Raw genomic sequence first — 19,963 nt, forward strand, 5'->3', positions numbered from 1 at the left:
GGCATTTCGAATTTGTCAAAGTCTGGGCGCTAGGGGTGCCATGATGATCGATTCCAGCCCGATGCCCCCTTCATTGGCCCGTTTGCGCCGCCTGCTGGCGCTTGGCGCGCTGGCCATTCCCGCGCTGATACCCACGCTGGCCCAGGCCCAGAGCGCGCAAGATGCGCTCGCCGATGCAGCCGACAGTGGCGATACCGCATGGATGCTGGCCGCCTCGCTGCTGGCCCTGCTGCTGGTCCTGCCGGGGCTGGCGCTGTTTCATGCCGGGCGCGTGCGCGCGGCCAGCATGGTTTCGGTCTTCGCCCAGACCGGGGCTGCGGTGGCGCTCGTGTCGCTGCTGTGGGTCGTGGTCGGCTATACACTGGCCTTTGGCTCGGTCACCTCGGGCTGGCTGGGCAGCGGCAATGCCTGGATGCTGATCGATCTGGGCAATGTACGTGACGGCACGCTCGTTCCCGAGAGCGCCTATGCCCTGTTCGAGATGGTCTTTGCGCTGCTTCCGCCCGCGCTGATGGTCGGCGCATGGGTCGAACGCGCGCGGTTTGGCTGGGTCGTGGGCTTTTGCGGGCTGTGGAGCCTGATCGTCTATGCCCCGGTGGCCCACTGGGTCTGGGGCGGCGGCTGGCTGGCCACGCGGCTGGGCACGGTCGACTATGCCGGTGGCCTTGTCGTCCATGTGACCTCCGGGGTCTCGGCGCTGGTCGTGGCGCTGCTGATGGGGCGGCGCGAGCGGTTTGCCGCCACGGGGGCCGCCCCCGTGCCCTCACCTGCCCCCGGCAGCCCCGTGCTGACCGTTGCGGGCGCGGGGCTGGCCTGGGCGGGCAGTCTGGCGCTTGCGGGCGGATCGGCGCTCTCGGCGGGCGACGATGCGGCCATGGCGCTGATCAACACCCATATCTGCGCCGCTGCTGCGGCGCTCGTCTGGCTGCTGCTGGAGCGGCTGAACGGGCATCATCGGCCGAGCGCCACGGGCTTTGCCCAGGGCGCCGTGGCAGGGCTGGCCATGATCGCGCCGGTCGCGGGCTATGTCGGCGTGGGCAGCGCAATCCTGCTGGGCCTGATCGCCGCGCCGCTGGTGCGCGGCGGGGCTGCCGTGGTGCGCCAGAGCCTGCATATCGACGACAGCCTCGATGTCTTTGCCCGTCACGGCCTTGCCGGGGCTGCGGGCACCGTTCTGGCCGCGCTGGCGCTCTCGCCCCGGCTGGGCGGCACCGGCTATGCGCAGGGCATGGATCTGGCCCATCAGGTGGTCGGGCAAGTCGTCGCCCTCGGAGCCGTGGCCGCGTGGAGTGCGATTGCCACCGCGATTGCCGCGTTGATGGTTTCGATGGCCCTGCCCATGCGCGTCACGCGCGAGGCCGAGATGGCCGGGCTGGACGAAGGCAGCCATGGCGAAAGCGTCTTCAAAGCGGGTTGAGAAAACCCGCCGAACTCATTGCTGAAAAACAAAAAACCCGAGGTTTCCCTCGGGTTTTTCGTATCATGGAGGCCGATGCAGCGGGCGCTCAGTCGCCGGTCAGGATACGATCGACCAATTGCTTCACAGTGGGCGTGAAGTTGTTGGAATAGAACGGATCCTGTTTGAAGCGATAGGCCGCGTGGCCCGCAAACATCAGGTTCTGGTTGATGTCGCCACCATGGGCGATGTCCTGCAAGGTCTTCTGGATGCAGAAGCTGCGCGGATCGGCCAGACGCCCGGTGGTGTAGTCGTCGTGGTCCTTCCACGACGAGAACCCGCAGTGCGACAGGCAGCCCATGCAATCGGCCTGATCCTTGCGGATTTCCTCGCGCTCGGCAGGCGTCACGAAGACGACGGTGTCGTCGGGCGTGCGCAGGGCCTGGGTAAAGCCCGCGCCGAACCATTCGCGCGCATGGGCCAGATCGGTCGGCGTGACCCAGAAGTTCTTGCCCTTGACCCCGACATCGAGCTGGACGGTATGTTCGCCCGCCTCGACCCGCGAATAGGGAATCTGGCGCTCCGAACGCGCTTCGAGCGCGCGCAGGAACGGATTGCGCACCGCCGAGGAATAGAAGCCCGTCGGCGAGAAGCGGTGGAGCAGCACGTCGCCCGGTTCGAGCGTGCGCAGATGGTCTTTCCACGCCTGCGGAATGGGGCTTTCGGCGGTGAGCAGCGGACGCGTGCCGAACTGGAAGGCGATCGCGCCCAGTTCGGGGTTGTCGATCCAGTCGTTCCATTCGCGCAGGAACCACACCCCGCCCGCCATCACGATCGGCACGTCATCGCTCACGCCTTCGGCGCGCATCGTGTCGCGCAGGGCCTTGACGCGGGGATAGGGATCTTCGGGCTGGCGCGGATTTTCCGCATTCGACAGGCCGTTGTGCCCACCGGCCAGCCACGGATCTTCGTAGACCACGGCGGCCATCAGGTGCGCGACCTTGTGATAGGCGCGCTTCCACAGCGCGCGGAACGCACGGCCCGAAGAGACGATCGGCAGGTAGCTGACGTTGAAGCGTGCAGCGATTTCCGAGAGCTTGTAGGGCATGCCCGCCCCGCAGGTGACCCCGCTGACGAGGCCACGGGTCTTTTCCAGCACGCCTTCGAGCACCGCCTGCGCGCCGCCCATTTCCCACAGCACGTTGATGTTGATCGCGCCCTTGCCGCTGGCCATGTCATAGGCGCGGCGCACCTGCTCGACGGCGCCGTCGATGGCATAGCGGATCAGTTCATCGTGGCGCTGCTGGCGGGTGAGCGCATTATAGACCTGCGGCACGATCTTGCCTTCGGCGTCGTAGCTGTCGGCATTGACCGCACTGACTGTCCCGATGCCTCCGGCCGCTGCCCAGGCGCCCGAACTCATGTGATTGGTGGCAGATACCCCCTTGCCACCTTCCACCAGTGGCCAGACTTCCCGGCCACCATAGAGGATCGGCTTCAACCCCTTGAACGCAGACATAACAATCCTTCGACGCGCATGAGCGCGTGACCTTTGCCGACCGGACCTGGCCGCGAGCGGATCGTTCCCTCCGCGATCGCCGCGACCTGGCCTTCCGGCCGGACGTGATAACCCGAATGCATGGACTTACGGCCAAACGGTCGCAAGCGAAAGACCGGTCTCGTGCTTTTGCCCGATCCCTGTCTCAAAACGCCCGAGAGGGGTCCTGTTTCCCGAATCGGGAAAAACGTTCCCCAATCCGACACCCGTGAACCCCGCCTCCGGCATGGCCATCAATCGTCGTCTTCCACGGCCACCTTCTCGCCGGTCACCCGCTGCGAGAGCGCCGCAGCCATGAACGCGTCGAGCGCCCCGTCCAGCACGTCGGTCGGGTTGGTGCTGACCACCCCGGTCCGCAAGTCCTTGACCTGCTGGTAAGGCTGAAGAACGTAGGAGCGGATCTGGTGGCCCCAGCCGATTTCGGTCTTGGCGGCATATTCGCCCGAGGCCGCCGCTTCGCGCTTGGCGAGTTCGGCCTCGTAGATCCGTGCCTTCAGCATGTTCATCGCGGTGGCGCGGTTCTTGTGCTGGCTGCGGTCGTTCTGGCTGGCCACGATGATCCCGGTCGGCACGTGGGTGATGCGAACGGCCGAGTCCGTCGTGTTGACGTGCTGCCCGCCCGCGCCCGAGGCGCGATAGGTGTCGATCTTGAGGTCGGCCGGGTTGATCTCGACCTCGATGTTGTCGTCGATTTCGGGATAGACCCAGACCGACGAGAACGAGGTGTGGCGACGCGCCGAGCTGTCATAGGGGCTGATGCGGACCAGGCGGTGGACACCGCTCTCGGTCTTGGCATAGCCATAGGCGTTCTCGCCCTTGATCAGCAGGGTGCAACTCTTGATGCCCGCCGCTTCGCCCGCGTGATAGTCGACCAGATCGACCTTGTAGCCGTGGCGTTCGGCCCAGCGCGTGTACATGCGCTGGAGCATTTCGGCCCAGTCCTGGCTTTCCGTGCCGCCCGCGCCCGCGTGAACTTCGAGATAGGCGTTGTTGGCGTCGGCCTCGCCGGCGAGCAGGGCCTGAACCTTGTCGGCATCGGCGCGGTCGGCCAGCGCGGAAAGCGTCGCCAGACCTTCGGCGATGGTCGCCTCGTCGTCTTCCATCTCGCCCAGTTCGACGAATTCGATGGCGTCGGCCATTTCCTGGCCGATCTGCCTGACGGTGCCGATCGAGGCCTCAAGACGGCGACGCTCGCGCATCACGGCCTCGGCGTTCCTGGGATCGTCCCACAGCTTGGGATCTTCGACGCGCGCGTCCAGTTCGTGAAGACGGCGCACCGCGCGGTCCCAGTCGAGGAACTTGCGCACCAGCGCCAGCGCGGCCTCGATGCGGTCGATATGGGCCTGCCCTTCGGCACGCATGACGGTCACTCTCCATATAAAACAGCGGGCACGCACAGAGGCGGGTCCACACAATCAAACGGGTCGCTTAGCGAAGCGCAGCGGTTTGTAAAGTGGCCCCGCCCGCAACGGATCAGTAGATGCCGCCCTGATCCTCGACGAAGTTCTCCTCGCCCCCGCCCTGCGGCGGTGCCACGGGGCCCCGCGCGGCACGCGCCTTGCGCAAGGCGTCGAGCACGGCGGCGCGGGCGGTGATCTCGGTGGGCTGCACGGTGCGCCGGGGTTCGGTATCGGGCTTGAAGGCCTCCCAGATGATCGCGGCCTTCTTTTCATCGTCCTGCGGCGTGCCGCCGAACACGCGCTTGCCCGAGACACGGTCGATCTTGACCATGCTGACGCCCGGCGGCGCGGTGAACGGAACGTCGGCCCAGCGCGCGCGGGTGGACAGCACGAACTGCTTGAACACGGGTGCGGCAAGCCGCCCGCCCTGCGCATAGCCGCCCAGGCTGCGCGGCTGGTCGTAGCCCATGTAGACCCCGGCAATGATTTCGGGCGAGCCGCCCACGAACCACACGTTCGTCGGGCCCGAGGTCGTGCCGGTCTTGCCGAACAGCGGCAGCCCCAGATCGTGGAGCGTTTCGGCCGTGCCGCGCACGACCACGCCTTCGAGCATGTGGACGACCTGATAGGCCGTGCGCGCATCGAGCGCCTGACGTCCGGCAGGGCGCAGGCGCGGCATCGGCTGGCCATCCCACTGCGGCATCGAACACCCGGTGCAGGCGCGGTTGTCGGCGCGCCAGATCACCTTGCCGTTGCGGTCCTGGACATAGTCGATCAGGCTCGGCTCGCGCTGGCGGCCATGGTTGGCAAGCGCCGCATAGGCATTGACCATGCGGATCACCGTCGTGTCGCCCGCGCCCAGCGCCATCGAGAGATAGGGCTGATAATCGCCGATCCCGACCGACTTGATCGTGCGCACGACTTTGTCCATGCCGGTGTCGTTGGCCACGCGCACGGTCATCAGGTTGCGCGACTGTTCGAGGCCCCAGCGCATCGTGTGATTGCCCGAAGCGCCCTCGTTGCCGAAGTTGCGGAAGCACTTCTGGCCCAGCGCGGCGCCCTGATAGACGCAGAACGTGCCATCGACGATCATCGAGGCCGGGGTCATCCCGTTGTCGAGGGCGGTGGCATAGACGAACGGCTTGATCGTCGAGCCGGGCTGGCGCTCGGCCTGGGTGGCGCGGTTGAACGAGCCGAGACGGGCGTCGAACCCGCCCTGCATGGCCAGCACGCGGCTGCTCTGCGGATCTTCGACGACCATCCCGCCCGAAACCTCGGGCACCACGCGCAAGGCATAGGTATCGCCGCCCGCAGGGGCCACGGTGATCACGTCGCCGGTCTTCATCGCGGCGGGCAGGCCATAGAGGGTGCCGGTCTTGCCATCGGCAAAACCGATCTGCCCGGTCGTCCCGCGCCGCGAGACGAGCACGGCCACGCGCCAGTCGAGATAGCGGATCGACAGGTTGCTGCCGATCAGTTGCGACTGCCAGTTCACCTGCCCGTCATCGTCCTGACTACTCATGTCGATATGGGCGATCGGCCCGTGCCAGGGCCGTCCCGCGCCATAGCGCAGGAGCCCGGCGCGCAAGGCATCCTGCGCGGCGGTCTGCAACTGCTGGTCGAGCGAGGTACGCACCCACAGCCCCCCGGCATAGACGCTGTTGGGGCCATCCTTGGCCTGCTCGCCAAAGCGGTCGATCAACTGGCGGCGCACTTCCTCAAGGAAATAGCCCGCATCCGCCGTGTAGTTTTCCGAGCGCCGCGCGACGAGGCCGAGCGGCTGGGCCTTGGCCTGGGCGACATCGCCCGCGCTGGCCCAGCCATTCTTCTGCATCTGGTCGAGCACCCAGTTGCGACGGGCCAGCGCCTTGTCGGCATAGCGGGCGCGGCTGTAATTTTCAGGCGCCTTGGGCAGGATCGCGAGGAAAGCGGCCTCGTGGAGCGAAAGATCGCCGACATCCTTGTCGAAATAGGCGCGCGCGGCAGCCTGGACGCCGAAGCTCTGCCGCCCGAGCGGAATTTCGTTGAGATAGAGTTCGAGGATCTGCTGCTTGGTCAGCACGGATTCGATACGCCGCGCGAGCAGCATTTCCTTGAGCTTGCGCGTGACCGAATATTCGTTGCCGATCAGGATGTTCTTGGCCACCTGCTGGGTAATGGTCGAGCCACCCCGCGCGCGTTCGCCCGAGCCATACTTGGTCACATAATCGACCACCGCCCCGGCAAGACCGGTCAGGTCCACCCCGCCATGGGTCCAGAAGGTCTTGTCTTCAGCCGAAAGGAACGCGTTGATCAACTGGGGCGGAAAATCGACGAAGCGCAGTTGCACACGGCGTTCGCGCGCATAGCTCGACACGATCTGTCCATCGGCCCCGCGCACCATCGTGGGCAGCGGCGGCTGATAGGTCAGCAGCGTGTCCGCCGAAGGCAGCGTCCGCTCGACCGTCACCCACAGCAACCCGCGCGCCACCACCAGTACCAGAACCAGCCAGAGCAGACGGCGCAACCAGCGCGAGCCGGTCACGCGACCGCGCAAGCGGCTCCACAGCCCGCCACGGCGGAACCGCAAGTGTTCACCAACACCACCCGGATCATCGCGGCCGGGATCATCGCGGTTCGGATCATCACGGTTGGGCGCATCGCGGCGAACATCGATCGGGGGCAAGTCTTCGGCCATCGTCGCGCGCTCTAGCACGGCGGCTTGGCGCCGCACCAGTGCCTACATGGCCCTTCCCGGAGAGGCCGGCCCGCCCCCCTTGCTCTGCCGGCTATCACCCCGCCGGCAATCCGGTGTCCGGCTCGGCCAGAAAGATCTCGATGGCATGGGCCAACGTCGTGGCAAAACGCGCGCGCCAGGCCTTGTCAGTCATCGACCGGACATCGCCGGCGTTGGAGACATAGCCCGCCTCGACCAGCACCGAGGGCAGGTCGAGCGACTTGAGCACGACAAAAGCCGCCTCGCGCCGGGGATCGCGGTGAAAATGCAAGGCCCCCCCTCCCTCACCCCCGGCCCCGCCCTCACGCAGGATCAGCTCGGCCAGACGGATCGACCGACTGCGCATTTCCCGCCGCGACAGGTCGACCAGAATCGAGGACACCGCATCCGAACGCCCGGCCAGCGCCACCCCGTTGACGCTGTCGGCGCGGTTTTCACGCCGGGCCAGCGCATCGCTGAGCGCATCGGACCCGCGATCCGACAGGGTATAGACGGTCGCCCCGCCCGCGTCCGCCGCCGAAGCGGAATCGGCATGGATCGAGATGAACAGGTCGGCATGGAGCCGCCGCGCGATGCCCGAACGCTCTTCGAGCGCGAGGAAGCGGTCCCGCTCGCGGGTGAGCGCCACACGCACCCGCCCGTCGGCCAGCAGCGCATCGCGCAAGGCCAGCGCAAGGGCCAGCGTCAACTGCTTCTCGCGCAAGGTGCCAGCCCCGCTCGCGCCCGGATCATGGCCTCCGTGCCCAGCGTCGATCACTACCAGCGGACGGCTCGCGTCAGCCGGCCCCTCGATCCGCGGCAGGTCGATCGCGCGCGTTCCGTCGGGCAGCACGATGCGCAGGACATGCCCGTCCGAACGCCAGCCTTCCGGCGCCCCCACCCCCAGAAACAGCCGCGCCCAGAGCGCCGCGACCAGCAGCGGCACCACGAACAGACCAATGATGACGACCCGCTGCTTAACCATCGTGTTGCCGCCTATGCCGCGCGCTCCCACGCACGGTCCAGTCCAAAACGGCGCCATTTCAACCTTCCTGGCAAGTGCGGATGTTTTCATGACACGGTTTTAATTGCCGCTTTGCAATTGGGATGCTAGCACCCCATCTACAGGAGCAGTTCGGCTGCCGTCTGTCCCACGCCGCGTCGCCGCCGCGCACGCTCGATTCCCTCGGATTATAGTCCGGGTTTCCCGGCTTCAGTCCGGGGTGCGGATCGGGCCTTGGCATTTCATGTCAAGTCGCGCCTGGCAGCATCGCCCAAGGCCCACGCGCCATTGGCTGGGGAACAGACAGGCCGGGCCTGATCCAGGCGGGCAGGAAGGGACAAGGCAGATACGCCGCCCCGCCCGCGTTCGAGGTTGATGCCGTGATGAAGAGCCGTTTACCGTTCCAGCCAGGGAGCCCTTTCGGGGCCCTTCGGCGTTGGACGGTCACCCCGATGGGGAACGGCGCAATCCATTCTGTCGAGCGCCAGTCGCGCCGCTTCACCACCGCAGACGCACACCAACCGCCGCCGGGCGGTGAGCACATCGGGCCCATGGCGCAAGCCAGCATGCCCGCGCTCCGATCCGGCACCCCCACATTTGCGACGCGCCACTGGCCCGGCCCTAGCCGGACGCCTGGCCGTTGCTTCACCACAAGAAACCGCGCCATGAACCCGGGCTCTGCCCCGAGGCCGCGCGGCTGGAGAGAATTGAATGACCACGCGCATGCTGATCGATGCGCGCCACCAGGAAGAAACCCGGGTGGCTGTGCTCAAGGGCAACCGTATTGAAGAATTCGACTTTGAATCTGCCGATCACAAGCAGATCAAGGGTAACATCTACCTCGCCAAGGTCACCCGCGTAGAGCCTTCGCTCCAGGCGGCCTTTGTCGATTTCGGTGGCAATCGCCATGGCTTCCTGGCCTTCAGCGAAATCCACCCCGACTACTACCAGATCCCCAAGGAAGACCGCGAGGCGCTGCTGGCCGAAGACGCCGCCCACGCCGAGGAAGAAGCCGCCCTGCGCGCCGCCGAATACGGCGATGAGGACGAGGATGGCGAGTTCGAAGGCGGCTACGACGATGGCGGCTACGACGACGACGAAAACGGCTTCGAAAACGGGCAGGGCCTGACCGAAGTCGACACGTCCGAGAAGGATCAGGTCGCCACGATCGAGGGCGGTGTCGTCGAAAACGGCTTCGACCACGATTCCGAAGACACGACCGACGAAGGCGGTGCAGACGGGGCCGGGGCCGATGAGACCGGCGCCGAAGGGGGCCGCCGTGGCCGCCGTCCGCGTCGTCAGGGCCGTGGCCAGAGCAAGGAAGCCGAAGAACTGCGCGCCAAGCGCATGGCCCTGCGCCGTCGCTACAAAATCCAGGACGTGATCCAGCGCCGTCAGGTTCTGCTGGTGCAGGTCGTCAAGGAAGAACGCGGCAACAAGGGCGCGGCGCTCACCACGTACCTGAGCCTGGCGGGCCGCTACTGCGTGCTCATGCCCAATTCGAGCCATGGCGGCGGCATCAGCCGCAAGATCAGCTCGGCCTCGGACCGCAAGCGCCTGAAGCAGATCATTTCCGAGCTGGAACTGCCCCGCTCGATGAGCTGCATCGTGCGCACCGCCGGTCTCCAGCGCACCAAGCCCGAAATCAAGCGCGATTTCGACTATCTCGCCCGCCTGTGGGACGAGATCCGCGAACAGACGCTCCATTCCTCGGCCCCGGCGCTGATCCATTCGGACAGCGATCTGGTCAAGCGCGCCATCCGCGACATCTACAACCGCGACATCGAGGAAGTGGTGGTCGAGGGCGAAGCGGGCTACCGCGCGGCCAAGGACTTCATGAAGCTCCTGATGCCCAGCCACGCCAAGCGGGTGAAGCAGTATGCCGACCCGGTGCCGCTCTTCCAGCGCTATGGCGCCGAAGACCAGCTCTCGGCGATGTACGATCCGGTCGTCCAGCTGCGTTCGGGCGGCTATCTGGTGATCAACCCGACCGAGGCGCTCGTCTCGATCGACATCAACTCGGGCCGCTCCACCAAGGAGCACGGCATCGAGCAGACGGCCGTTGCCACCAATCTTGAAGCCGCGCGCGAAATCGCCCGCCAGTTGCGCCTGCGCGACATGGCCGGCCTCGTCGTGATCGACTTCATCGACATGGAATATGGCTCGAACATCCGCAAGGTCGAGAAGGCGATGAAGGACGCCCTCAAGGACGACCGCGCGCGCATCCAGGTCGGCCGCATCTCGGGCTTCGGCCTGATGGAGATGAGCCGCCAGCGCCTGCGCACCGGCGTTCTGGAAGCGACGACCCGCGCCTGCCCGCACTGCGACGGCTCGGGCCTCGTGCGCACGGCCTCCTCGGCCGGGCTCTCGGCCCTGCGCATGATCGAGGACGAAGCGGCCAAGGGCAAGGGCTGCATCATCTCGCTCTACGCCAGCCAGGAAGCGGCGATCTACGTTCTCAACACCAAGCGCGCCGATCTCGCCGAGATCGAAATGCGCTATGGCGTGAGCGTCGAGGTCATCCCCGAGGGTGAGAACGAGGGCGCCAAGATGCGCGTCGCCTCGCGCGGACCCAAGCCCGAGTTCATCCCCCGCTTCGAGCCCATCATGGAGCCCGAGGAAGACGACATCGTCGAGGACACCTACGACGAGGACGAGGAAGAGGCTCTCGAAGAGCGCCGCGAGTCGGGCGAAGGCCAGAACGGCGGCGAGCAGGCGGGCGAAGGCAATGGCCGTCGCAAGCGCCGCAAGCGTCGTCGGGGCCGTAACCGCGACCGTCGCGAAGATGGCCTTGCCGCCGGTGAGGCTGGCGAAGACGACGGCGAGGACGCCGCCGAAGCATTCGCCGACGAAGCAGGCGATGACGCTGCCCTCGATGATGCCGAAAGCACCGATGCCGAAGGCGCCGAAGCTGCTGACAGCGACATCGAGGCTGGCGAAGGCGAGGAAGCGGATCGCGGTCCGCGCAAGCGCCGCCGCCGCAGCCGTCGCCGTCGTGGCGGCCAGCGCGACGATGCGGGCGAGGCTCAGGCGGGCGAGGCTCAGGCCGATGACACGGCTGACGAGGAGGCCCCGGCTGGCGTGAACGAAGCGACTGAGGCCCCTGCCTCCGCCCCTGCCAATGTCGTGGCCGAGCCGGTCGCCGAACAGGCCCCGGTTGCTCCGGCTCCCGAGCCGGAAGCCGCTGTCGCCAGCGCGGCCCCGGCGGAGGTCGCCCTCGCAGCCGCGCCCGAAGCCCCGGCTGTCGAGGCCGAAGCCGCTCCGGCCAAGCCCAAGCGCGTGCGCAAGAAGAAGGTCGCCGAACCGGTTGAGGAAGCTCCGGCTGCCGAGGCCGAAGCCGCTCCGGCCAAGCCCAAGCGCGTGCGCAAGAAGAAGGTTGCCGAACCGGTTGAGGAAGCTCCGGCTGCCGAGGCCGAAGCCGCTCCGGCCAAGCCCAAGCGCGTGCGCAAGAAGAAGGTCGCCGAACCGGCTGTGGAAGCTCCGGCTGGCGAACCGGCGGTGAGCGAAGCCCCTGCGGCCCCCGCCCAAACCGCACCCGCCGAAGCCGCTCCTTCGGAGAGCGCCGCAGAAAACGGCCCTGAAGACGACAATGCCGACGATGGCTCCGCGCCCCGTCGCGGCTGGTGGCAGCGCACTTTCGGCGCCTGATCCCCGGCTTCATCGCCAACCCCGGACCCCGTCGCATCACCCGATGCGGCGGGGTTCGTGTCTTTCGGGGCTCCCGCCCCCTTCTCCTGCCAGCGTTCTCGTCCATACGTATGAGAGCGCATGAAAAGCACCATTGCGCGTTGGAATGCGCCGACAGGTCTGTCTATGCGGGGACATGCTGTCGATTCTTGCCATTACCGTTCCAATCTTCGCGCTGATTCTGGTGGGCTGGGGGGCCCGGCGCAAAGGTATTTTCGGGCCGGCTACCAGCGGCGAACTCAACCGTTTCGTCGTCAATCTGGCCCTGCCCGCGCTGCTGTTCCAGATCGTCGCCAAAGTCCGCTGGCAGGAAATCTGGCAACCCGGCTTCATCGGCGCTTTCGGGATCGGCGCTTTTTCCGTGTTTGCCATCACTGTCGCGCTGCGCGTGCGCCGCTCGCGCCATCTGGCCGATGCGGCGATCGACGGGCTCAACGCCGCCTATGCCAACACCGCCTATATCGGCTTCCCCCTCGCGCTTTCGGCGCTTGGCCCGGCCGGGCTCACCGCGCCGCTGATCGCCAGCATCCTGACGGTCTGCCTGCTCTTCGCGCTGGGCCTGATCCTGATCGAGGTGGGCCTGCAACAGGAAGCCCATCCGCTCCACATGGCGGCCAAAGTGGGCCGGGCGCTGGCCCGCAACCCGCTGCTGGTGGCCCCGGTGCTGGGCGCGGTCTGGCTGGCGACGGGCATTCCTCTGCCCGACAGCGCCGATCATTTCCTCAAGCTGCTGGGCGGGGCCGCCTCGCCCTGCGCGCTGGTGGGTCTGGGCGCGTTTCTGGCCGAGCGGCGCCCGGCTGGCCGGGGCGAAGGCGCCAGCGTGGCGGTGCTGTGCCTCGCCAAGCTGATCGCCCAGCCCCTGCTGACCTGGGTTCTGGCGACCCGGATCTTTCACCTCGCGCCCGAAACCACCCGCGCCGCCGTGCTGCTGGCCACGCTGCCCACCGGCACCGGCCCGTTCATGGTCGCCGAATACCATGGCCGCGAGGCTACGATTACCGCGCGCACGATCCTGATCACGACCCTGCTCTCGCTGGTCACGATCACCGTGTGCCTGGCGCTACTCCCGTAAGAGCCCGACCCAAAAGTCCTGCGGGTCGGGCTCCAAGAGACGTGGGCCGGATGGTTACGGGTTGTACTTCGCCAGAAAGCCGCCGATGGCATTGAGCATCGCCTCGCGGTCGGCCTCGCGGGTGAAATAGTGGTCGGCCTTGGGCAGGCTGACATACTCCACCGTCTTGCCCGCCCCGCGCATCCGGCTGGCCATCGAATCCGATTGGGAGACGTCAACCGTGATGTCTTCGCGGCCATGGATCAGCAGGAGCGGCGCCTTGATCCGCGCCACCGCATTGAGCGGGGACACCGCCGCGAAATCGGGCGTCATCGCCTTCCAGTCATCGGTGAATTTGCCCCTGAACAACTCGTTGCCGAAATCATTGACCTCGCGGCGCAGGCTCGCCACGCCGGAAATGGAAATACCGCAGCGATAGAGATCGGGGTCCTTGGCCAGCCCCCACATCGCCGCATAGCCGCCATAGGACGCCCCCACGATGCAGGCGCGTGCCGGATCGGCCAGCTTTTGCGCCACGGCCCAGTGCAGCGCGTCGGTCAGGTCATCCTGCATGGCCAGCCCCATCTGCCCCTCGCCCTTGCGCATGAATGCCTCGCCATAGCCGGTCGATCCGCGGAAATTGGGCTGGATCACCACATAGCCGCGCGCCGCGACATATTGGGCCATATAGTCCCAGTCCGCCGTGTCATGCGCCCAGGGACCACCATGAGGCATGACCACCACCGGCAAGGGCGCGGGCACCTTGCCCCCGACAAGCCGCGCGCTGGGCAATGTCAGCACAGCCTCGATCTCCAGCCCGTCACGCGCCTTGTAGTGCACGAGACTGACCGGATTCTGCGGCCGCTGGCGCAGCGCATCGTTCATCACCGCAATCCGCTGCATCGATGTGCCACGGGCGTTGTAATAGTAGATCGCACCGGGCGAATCGGGGCGATCGATGGTGACCAGCATGGCATTGCGATCGGCGCTCAGGCTGGAAATGCGAACCCGCTTGCCCGTTCCCGCCACCGCCTTTTCGAGATCACCCTGAACCTCGGCCAGGACGGGATCGAGCCAGTGGACTGCATCGGCCTGGCCATCGGGGCCCTTCGACAACACGACGCCAAGCACGGTGTTGCCATCATCGGACTGGATCGTGCGCTTGATCCCGATCCCCTCGGGGGCTTCGTAGACCGTGCGCACCGACTTCATGGTCAGCATGTCGACCTCGTAAAGACCCGTACGGCCATCCTCCCCTTCCCGGATAACCAGGGCATGATCGGTGCCCGGAACGAAGACTTCCGGGTCGAACAGGCTCTCGTGCGCGCGGGTGCTGGCGCGGTCGATCTCGCGCAAGGATGCGCCCGCCTGCGGGCCACGGTACAAGAAGCGCTGGAGGCGCCCCTCCTGCGCATAGCCGTTGGCCGAACGCACGATTCCGGCACTGTCGGCCTGCCAGTACATCATGCCCATGCGGGGCATCTGCACGATCTTGTCGTTGCCCCCGGCCAGATTGACACGCCAGACCGTGGGGTAGAAATCCTGCCCCATGTAGATCGAGTTCTGCGCCGAAACGAGGATCTGCGGCGATCCGTCAGGCGCCACCCAGAGCACGCGCGCCGCATTCTGCCCGCCACTGTTCCACAAGATCCGCACGATCTTGCCGGTCTTCCGGTTCACCGCGATCAGGCGCGAGACATAGGCCTTGTCAGCCTCCCCGAATGGCAACAGTGCCGACAGGTGGACGAGGAGGAAATCGTTGCCGACCCACTGCACCCAGTTCGCCTGGGTCGATTCGGGCACGCCGACCGTAAAAGGCTTTTCCTTGCCATCGAACAGGTTGCGGATACCGATCACCTGCCGCCCGCCCACGGCCATGAGCCCACCGATCCTTTGCCCGTCAGGCGAAATCGCCGCCTGCGCCACGAACGGCAGGGCCGCGAACGCCTTGGCATCGGTCGGCAGCGCCACATCCGCATTGGCAACACCGGGACTGGGAGTGGGAGCGGGAGCGGGAGCGGGAGCGGGAGCGGGAGCGGGAGCGGGAGCGGGAGCGGGAGCGGGAGCGGGAGTGGGAGCGGGAGTGACCGCCGCGCTGGCCCCATCGGCCGCCATGGCCACAGTCCCCATCCCGGAGACGCCAAGAAGGGCCACCCCCGCCACCAGCACCGACTTCATCGAAATCCGGGCCGAAACCCCACCAAATACCCGCACAAAGGCCCCCGAGATCATTTCACTTCAACATATTATCCCCCATAGCGCTGTCCAGCGGACAAATCGCCGGTTACTTCCACATCGGCGGGATCGGCAAAGTCTTCCACATCCAATATTGCGATTGATACGCAATAGTTTAATTTTGATGCCAAGACACTGAATATCGGTGCCACTCCCCCCTTGCCCCATGCTGCGTTTGCGCTAAGGACGACTCGTGAAGCCGGCTTGGGCGTTGCCCATCGGCAGCCAAGTGGAACAGGATCCGGTTTTATGGCGACTTTCTCACTCCCGAAGAACTCCACGATCACCGGCAAGGGCCGTCATCACGCGGCCGCGACCCAGGGACGGATCAAGAAGTTCAAGGTCTATCGCTATGATCCGGACAGCGGTGAAAACCCCCGCTACGACACGTTCGAGATCGACCTCGACCAGTGCGGCCCGATGGTGCTCGACGCGCTGATCAAGATGAAGGGCGAGCAGGACCCCTCGCTCACCTTCCGCCGCTCGTGCCGCGAGGGCATCTGCGGTTCGTGCGCGATGAACCTCAACGGCCGCAACGGCCTGGCCTGCACGACGGCCATCGAGGATCTCAAGGGCGACATCCGCATCACCCCGCTCCCGCACATGGAAGTGATCAAGGACCTCGTCCCCGATTTCACCCACTTCTATGCGCAGTACGCGTCGATCCGCCCCTGGCTGCAAACCGTTTCGCCCACCCCCTCGGGCAAGGAACGCCTCCAGAGCCCCGAGCAGCGTGAAAAGCTCGACGGCCTCTACGAGTGCATCCTGTGCGCCTGCTGCTCGACCTCGTGCCCGAGCTACTGGTGGAATTCGGACAAGTTCCTGGGCCCGGCGATCCTGCTCCAGGCCTATCGCTGGCTGGCCGACAGCCGCGACGAAATGACCGGCGAGCGCCTCGACGAGCTGGAAGATCCCTTCCGCCTCTATCGCTGCCACACCATCATGAACTGCGCCAACGTGTGCCCCAAGGGCCTCTCGCCCGCACGCGCGATCGCGGAAATTAAGAAGATGCAGGCCGAACGCGCCATCTGACGCGCCCGCGCCGCCTTTCTTGCGTCATCCCAAACGCCGGCCGGGCCACCCCGGTCGGCGTTTTGCTTGTATCAGGCCCTTATCCATCATGACCCGCATCACCGAACGCTATGCGCAACTGGTCGCCTCGGGCCAGCTGCGCCCCGACCCCGAACAGGCCGCCGCCGCCGCCCGGCTCGACCGGTTGCAGCAGGAACTCGAAAGCCCGCCCCCGGCTCCCGGCCTGTTTGGACGCCTGCTCGGCGCCAAGGCCCCCCCGCCCCCGCGCGGGCTCTACATGTGGGGTGGCGTCGGGCGTGGCAAGTCGATGCTGATGGACCTGTTCCACGACAACCTGACCTCGGTGCCCAAGCGGCGCGCCCACTTCCACGCCTTCATGCTCGACGTCCACGCCCGCCTGCGCGAAGCGCGCAAGAGCGAGAGCGGCGACCCCATCCTGCCCGTGGCCGCCTCGATCGCGGCGGAATGCCGCGTGCTGTGCTTCGATGAAATGGTCGTCAACAACAGCGCCGACGCGATGATCATGAGCCGCCTGTTCACCGCGCTGATCGTCGAGCACGGGTTGATCGTGGTCACCACCAGCAACCGCGCTCCGTCAGAGCTGTACAAGAACGGCCTCAACCGCGAGCATTTCCTGCCGTTCATCGCCCTGGTCGAGGAACGCCTCGACGTGCTGGCGCTCAACGGGCCGGTCGATTACCGGCTCTCACGCCTTCAGGGCGTGAACACCTGGCATGTTCCCAATGGCCCGGCGGCCACCGAGGCGGTGCGCGAAGCCTTCTTCCGCCTGACCGACTTCGCCCCCGAAGACAGCGCCAACGTCCCCAGCGCCGAACTCGACGTGGGCGGCGGTCGCATGCTCCATGTTCCCAAGAGCCTCAAGGGCGTGGGCGTGTTCAGCTTCAAGAAGCTCTGCGCACAGGCCCGTGGCGCCCCCGACTATCTGGCCATCGCCCGCGCCTACCACACGGTCATCCTCGTGGGCATCCCGCGCCTGGGCCCGGACCAGCGCAACGAGGCCGCCCGCTTCGTGACGCTGATCGACGCCCTCTACGAACACAAGGTCAAGCTGATCGCCACCGCCGACGCCGATCCCGTTAACCTTTACGAATCAGGCGACGGCCGTTTCGAGTTCGACAGAACCATCAGTCGCCTGATGGAAATGCAAAGTCAGGACTATCTGGCAAAAGGCCACGGCGAAGACTGACCACCAGTCAAAGTCATCCAGCAGAACACACAAACAAAAAGCCCGCGATAAACATCGCGGGCTTTCGTTTCTTTATAGACGCATTACACAAGCAAACGTAAACTTTTGTTAAGTCTATTTCGCAGGAAGCGTCTTTTGGCTATCAGTAGCCGAACAGAAAACGCAGCATGAGAACCTCCATCCACGGTTGAGGCCTCATGGTTACCATTTAGGATGATGGTTAACAAGTCGTAAACAACGCCTTCAGCGCGCGCCAGCACGACTGACCGTCCCAAAATCAGACAGTCAACTTAGTGTAAAATATCGATTTTTTGATCTGGGCCAGTGAATTTTGCAGTCACCCAGCCCCGCAGAAGAAACCGCCCGCGAACGCCATGTGATTAACCGAAGCAGCGCTCAAAGCCGGTTGCTTCTTCAGGCGTCAGACGACCCTGCTCCAGGAGTCGAGCCGCGCCTGGTAATCGAGAAACATCACGTCAAATGGCTGTGGCTTACTCAGGTAGTACCCCTGGGCCTGATCACACCCCAAGGACGCCAAAAGGCGGAATGTCGCCTGATCCTCGATCCCTTCTGCCACAACCCTCTGCCCTAAGGCATGGGCCAAACTTATCGTGCTACTGACAATTGCACGATCACGCTCGCTTGTCAGGAGACGCGAAACAAAACGGCGGTCGATCTTGAGCTCATCGCTAGGAAGATCAGCCAGGTAGGCCAAGCTTGCCTCTCCCGTTCCAAAATCATCGATCGAGAGCCGGAAACCCAACTCTCGCAACAAGCTCAGATTATGCACCGCCTCAGCACGATCAACCAGACTGGATGTTTCCGTGATTTCAATGGTCAACAAGCATGGATCGATCCCGCGGCGCGTGACAATTTCACGGAAGTTGCCAACCAGATCGGATTTTCCAACCATCTGGGCTGACAGGTTGATGCTCATCTGGAAACGAGGCCCCAAGGCATTCACGGCCTGCGCTGCCGTAATTGCCTCTTCCAGCACCCAGTACGTCAGCGCATCGATGCGTCCGGCCCGCTCGGCCTGAAGGATGAACTGATCTGGCGGGATGAAGCCACGTGTCGGATGATTCCAGCGAATGAGCGCTTCGGCCCCTGAAATCCGCTCTCCATGGAAATCCCACTGCGGTTGATAGGCCAGCCAGATATCGCCATTGCGCAGCCCTTCATCGATACGCGCATGAAGCGAGAGCTCCCAGGGCGCCTCAGCCAGACGATGCGCCTCGAAGACCTCCACAGCACGCCCACTGCTCAGGGCATCATTGGCGCTGGCCAGCGCCGAGTTGACACGCGTAAGCGGATCAATGCCTTCGTTACGGTCGAGGCCGAAGTGGATGTTGGTGTCGAAAGTATGCCCACCAACTTGCAAAGGCGCAGAGAACAACGCCCGCAGCCCTTCCAGGTGGCTCAATTGGACATCGATTGGCCGGGCCTCTTCACACCAGCCAAAATGCCCACCGTCACCATGATATATCTGAGTCGCGCCCGACCCGACAGACAAACGGCGTGCAATCTGCTTGGCACACTCCTCGTGAAGCTCCCTGGGCAGCGTCGCCAGAATTTCTTCATAGCGAGCCACCACCGCGACAATCACATCGTACCCACCTGACATCTTCCCGGAAGAAAAGGCAACGAAGTTGGGAAGCCCGGACAGACTCGTCTGCTGAATGCGCCGCGTTCTGCGACGCCACAGCCTGATAGAGCCATAACTCATAAGATAAATGATAGCTTCTTCAGGCGGAAGTACAATGCCCAGAAACCTTACTTCTACAGGCGTAAAAACAACAACTGCAAAAATTAACAGGTATAAAAAAACCCTTCGCAACCTGGAATTCATGCCTTGTGCAAAAGCGGTCACAAGAACCGCCAAAAGCAGAAGCGGTATAAATGTCAGATTGATGTTCAACCCGCGAGACAGCGCCTCAGCACCAGCGATATCATGCGCGACAGGCGGACTGATCCTGTGCCCGAAATAACGCATCGGCGTGACGCCATTGGACGAGGTAACGATGACCGTCCTGCCAGACAGGATGGAAGAACCGAGATTCCCTTCAAGGAACGATTTTGCGGAAATCGTCGGTATAGACTCTGGGTCTACGGAAAAGTCTGGATAGTAGTTTCCATCAGACTTTGGCTTGATATTGGCCAATGCAACGGAAAGAGTGCTATATTTCTTCCCGTCCAAATTTACAGAATAGGGCGCAGAAACAACAGCGTGAATGAAATTATCATTCCACGACGAAACATACACCTTATGAGAACCAAAAATTTCCGATGTCGGGATTTTTATAGAAGATGAATCGTGCGTATTCATTTCACTTGAACGCACGACAAAGCCGATATCATCACCATAGCTGTCGACAGCCCGCTTCAAGCGGGTGTCACCTTGCGGATCGATTCCATATGGAACCCGCATATCCACAAATACACGCCGGGGCATCTGGCGACGAATGCTTTCAAGGATTTTGGCTTCGCCCGCTGAATCGAGATCACCTGCGGCATCAACCGACACCACCACAATCGACGAGGGCGCTGATCGACTGATCAGGGTATAGGCGGTATTCCAGTAAATGTGGGCGATAGCCTCGGCGAAACCCAATGGCCAGGCAGGCCAAAGCGCGAGGCTTAGCAGCAGCGATATTCCGATCGGGGATCGCAAGAAAGTTCGCATGGACCGTCGCACAGTG

General features: G+C 64.6%; 11 protein-coding genes. 5 read left to right on the forward strand and 6 right to left on the reverse strand.

The features are described from left to right. Positions 1 to 40 precede the first annotated feature (40 nt). The gene (locus SBI20_RS05955) at positions 41 to 1,417 is read left to right on the forward strand and encodes an ammonium transporter (protein ID WP_317974190.1); all 1,377 of its coding nucleotides are present in this window, start codon (positions 41 to 43) and stop codon (positions 1,415 to 1,417) included. Positions 1,418 to 1,505: 88 nt separating this feature from the next. Here the strand turns inward: SBI20_RS05955 and SBI20_RS05960 are convergent, their stop codons facing one another. From SBI20_RS05960 to SBI20_RS05975, 4 genes are all read right to left on the reverse strand, one after another. Continuing rightward, positions 1,506 to 2,915: an NAD(P)H-dependent flavin oxidoreductase gene (locus tag SBI20_RS05960; RefSeq protein WP_317974191.1), complete on the reverse strand. Its 1,410-nt coding sequence runs from the start codon at positions 2,913 to 2,915 to the stop codon at positions 1,506 to 1,508. A 272-nt stretch (positions 2,916 to 3,187) separates the two neighbouring features. Next, positions 3,188 to 4,315, reverse strand: a complete 1,128-nt coding sequence (gene prfB, locus SBI20_RS05965) for a peptide chain release factor 2 (protein WP_317974192.1) — start codon at positions 4,313 to 4,315, stop codon at positions 3,188 to 3,190. 112 nt (positions 4,316 to 4,427) lie between these two features. After that, complete coding sequence (locus SBI20_RS05970; protein WP_411911542.1) at positions 4,428 to 7,031, reverse strand: penicillin-binding protein 1A; 2,604 nt, start codon at positions 7,029 to 7,031, stop codon at positions 4,428 to 4,430. Between the two features lie 94 nt (positions 7,032 to 7,125). Next, entirely contained in the window at positions 7,126 to 8,034 is a 909-nt protein-coding gene (locus SBI20_RS05975; RefSeq protein ID WP_317974194.1) for an N-acetylmuramoyl-L-alanine amidase family protein, read from the reverse strand. 729 nt (positions 8,035 to 8,763) lie between these two features. Between SBI20_RS05975 and SBI20_RS05980 the strand changes: the two genes are divergently transcribed. Together SBI20_RS05980 and SBI20_RS05985 are read left to right on the forward strand one after the other, a co-directional pair. Continuing rightward, positions 8,764 to 11,700: an Rne/Rng family ribonuclease gene (locus tag SBI20_RS05980; protein WP_317974195.1), complete on the forward strand. Its 2,937-nt coding sequence runs from the start codon at positions 8,764 to 8,766 to the stop codon at positions 11,698 to 11,700. Between the two features lie 175 nt (positions 11,701 to 11,875). Then, on the forward strand, positions 11,876 to 12,811 hold the full coding sequence (locus SBI20_RS05985; RefSeq protein ID WP_317974196.1) for an AEC family transporter: 936 nt from the start codon (positions 11,876 to 11,878) through the stop codon (positions 12,809 to 12,811). Between the two features lie 54 nt (positions 12,812 to 12,865). On the opposite strand, the gene SBI20_RS05990 is transcribed toward SBI20_RS05985, so the two are convergent. Beyond that, positions 12,866 to 14,968 (reverse strand): alpha/beta hydrolase family protein, encoded by a 2,103-nt coding sequence (locus tag SBI20_RS05990; protein ID WP_317974197.1) that lies wholly within the window; start codon positions 14,966 to 14,968, stop codon positions 12,866 to 12,868. Positions 14,969 to 15,274: 306 nt separating this feature from the next. Between SBI20_RS05990 and SBI20_RS05995 the strand changes: the two genes are divergently transcribed. Both SBI20_RS05995 and zapE read left to right on the forward strand, forming a co-directional pair. Further along, positions 15,275 to 16,057 carry a succinate dehydrogenase iron-sulfur subunit gene (locus SBI20_RS05995; protein ID WP_317974198.1) on the forward strand — a complete coding sequence of 261 codons (783 nt, stop codon included), beginning with the start codon at positions 15,275 to 15,277 and terminating at the stop codon, positions 16,055 to 16,057. An 88-nt stretch (positions 16,058 to 16,145) separates the two neighbouring features. Continuing rightward, positions 16,146 to 17,264, forward strand: a complete 1,119-nt coding sequence (gene zapE / locus SBI20_RS06000; RefSeq protein ID WP_317974199.1) for a cell division protein ZapE — start codon at positions 16,146 to 16,148, stop codon at positions 17,262 to 17,264. A gap of 421 nt (positions 17,265 to 17,685) precedes the next feature. On the opposite strand, the gene SBI20_RS06005 is transcribed toward zapE, so the two are convergent. After that, positions 17,686 to 19,935, reverse strand: coding sequence for an EAL domain-containing protein (locus SBI20_RS06005; protein ID WP_317974200.1), 2,250 nt, complete (start codon positions 19,933 to 19,935; stop codon positions 17,686 to 17,688). Between the last annotated feature and the right edge of the window lie 28 nt (positions 19,936 to 19,963).

It is taken from the genome of Novosphingobium sp. IK01 (assembly GCF_033242265.1).
Classification (GTDB): Bacteria; Pseudomonadota; Alphaproteobacteria; order Sphingomonadales; family Sphingomonadaceae; genus Novosphingobium; species Novosphingobium pituita.